The organism is Niallia sp. Sow4_A1 (assembly GCF_052116745.1).
GTDB lineage: Bacteria > Bacillota > Bacilli > Bacillales > Cytobacillaceae > Niallia > Niallia hominis.
On the sequence record NZ_JBQKKM010000107.1, the window covers coordinates 1 to 2,334 of the forward strand.

Sequence of the window (2,334 nt, forward strand, 5' to 3'; positions counted from 1 at the left end):
ATTGTTCTCCCGCTCTTTTTTCCTCTCTCTTCCTTCCGCTCTGGATACCAACTATAAAGCAGTAAGTACCTACTTTTTAGCGTAGGGAAAAAGAAAGTAACAGGGACATATAATAGACAAAAGAATAAAGAAGGAAGCAGAGTTTCCCCTGTCTCCTCATTATTACACTAGCTTTTTAATATTAACTTTTTATCTTCTATAACATAAACACAATCAGCCACCCTATCAATAAAAGTACGATCATGTGATACAAGAAGAACAGTTCCCTCATATACTTTTAAAAATCGTTCCAACGCTTCAATACAGAAAACATCCAAAAAGTTTGTGGGTTCATCCAATATTAACACGTTATATCTTCCTAAGAAAAGCTGACACAATACAAGACGAATTGCCTCTCCACCGCTTAAATTACGGACATTTTTCTTTAAATCATTTCCAGTAAAATTCATGGCATGAAGAACAGATCGAATTTTACTTTCATTATAATCGCTTCTGTCTTTCATAAAGTTTAGTACCGTTTCATCTTTGATAAACTGATAATTCATTTGTTCATAAACACCAATGACTGCTTTAGGAGACAAAGTAATCCCTTCACCCTTTTGTGATATATGGTGAAGCAAAGTTGTTTTTCCTGAACCATTCTTTCCTGTAATGGCGATCGTCATGCTTAATGGAAACTGAAAACTCGCTTCTTCAAGAAGTACCTTATCCCCTGCCATTAACGTTAAGCGATCTCCCATAATCGGAAATTTGTTGTGTAATTGAAGTGCACTAGATTGGTGAAAACGAATGATCTGTTCCTCCTTTGGGGCTTCAACCACCTCAAGTTGTTCCACTCTCTGCTCAATCGCTTTTGCTGCTCGTTGTACTGCCTTTTGACTCGTACCTTTTGATTTCGTCTCAAACATTCTATTCGCCATTGCTTTTGTTTCTTTTTTGGACATACGTCCATTCGCTTGCGTAACTTTTTCAGCCTTTTTCATCTTTTCTTCTGCTGCTTTTTCGAGTCTGCTTTTCTCTTTTACATATTGTTCGTGAGCTTGACTTTGTTGATCACGTTCTAACTGCTTCTGCTCCATGTATTCGCTATAATTTCCTGAATAGACATGAACACTACCTTCACTTATCTCCCAAATCGTTGTGACAAGTTCGTCTAACACAGCACGGTCATGACTAATTAATACGAGAGCTCCATAATAATATCGTAATTCATCAAGTAAAAATGAAATACCATCTTGATCTAAGTGAGTTGTCGGTTCGTCAATTAGTAATGCTTCATAATAATGGGTAAACAATTGTGCAAGTTTCAGCCTTGTTTGCTCCCCACCACTTAGCTGCTCAGAATTTTGTGGAACAGCTAATCTTCCGAGTAACGCTGCGTCAGCTTTTACAACTGTAGGAGTACCAAGTTGCTCAAAATAGCCACAATCGACGTGGCGATTTACTTTTCCACTTGATGGTTGAATTTTACCTGCCAGTAACTTTAATAACGTACTTTTACCTGCACCATTTTTTCCGACGATACCTATGCGGTCAAATTGATGTACAGCCAATCTTTCAATCTTCAATACTTCCTTATCTAAATATGTCACTTCGACATTTTCTAATTCAAAACATATTTTTTCCATATTTGCTACCTCCCGAAATTTTATAATTTCGTACCGATAGCTAGACCGATACGAGCTTCTATTCAAGTTCAAGCTCGTATCAATAAAATAATAAGAATTGCATACTTGGCCTCCTCCTTTTGTTTTTTTTATAAAAAAATCACAAGCATCTGCCTGTGATTTTGAGTAAAGGGAAAGAGATCCATCCTTATTCTTTTAAAGGCTTGCTAAGAGCCAGTAGCAAAGAAAGATAAATTAGACAAAAATAAAGAAAGGTAGAACAAGCCACCTTTCTTAACATTACATATTTTCATCATGTCAAAAACAAGCAGTAAATATCCCGCTCCTAAGTTTTAATAAAGGATGAGGACAAACTGCTGGTATGGACGAATGACTTTTCAAATATGAAATGAAGATTATTAAAAAAGGACAGACTGATCCCATTTACTCTGTAAACACAAAACAGAGCCTTTGAACATATTCAATTACTGGTTCAAAGTTGGGTAACGAAATCTCATTGAGTGTGTCATTTTTTAATAATCCTCCTTATCGTTTCATTATAATTCATTACTTATTGTAGATTGTCTTTTAATAGAAGTCAAAGGTATTTAATGGTTTGTTTGAGTCAAGTATTTGTGGGAGAAATTTTTTATCGTCGGAATTTCTCTCTTTTTCAGTGTGTTTGCTATCTCTATTGTTAACGCTTTCTATACTTACTCTATTTATA

2 protein-coding genes are annotated in these 2,334 nt (G+C 35.5%); both read right to left on the bottom strand.

All coding sequences use genetic code 11. From position 1 onward, the window contains the following. Positions 1-167: 167 nt before the first annotated feature. Entirely contained in the window at positions 168-1,628 is a 1,461-nt protein-coding gene (locus ACTQ5K_RS25315) for an Msr family ABC-F type ribosomal protection protein (RefSeq protein WP_109769203.1), read from the bottom strand. A 464-nt stretch (positions 1,629-2,092) separates the two neighbouring features. Beyond that, a complete protein-coding gene (locus ACTQ5K_RS25320) occupies positions 2,093-2,137 on the bottom strand; it encodes an erythromycin resistance leader peptide (protein ID WP_353964063.1) in 45 nt (14 codons plus the stop codon). Between the last annotated feature and the right edge of the window lie 197 nt (positions 2,138-2,334).

What these genes read in the sequence shown, in the direction of transcription:
- ACTQ5K_RS25315 (WP_109769203.1), bottom strand. Translation starts at nt 1,628, where the DNA reads ATGGAAAAAATATGTTTTGAATTAGAAAATGTCGAAGTGACATATTTA.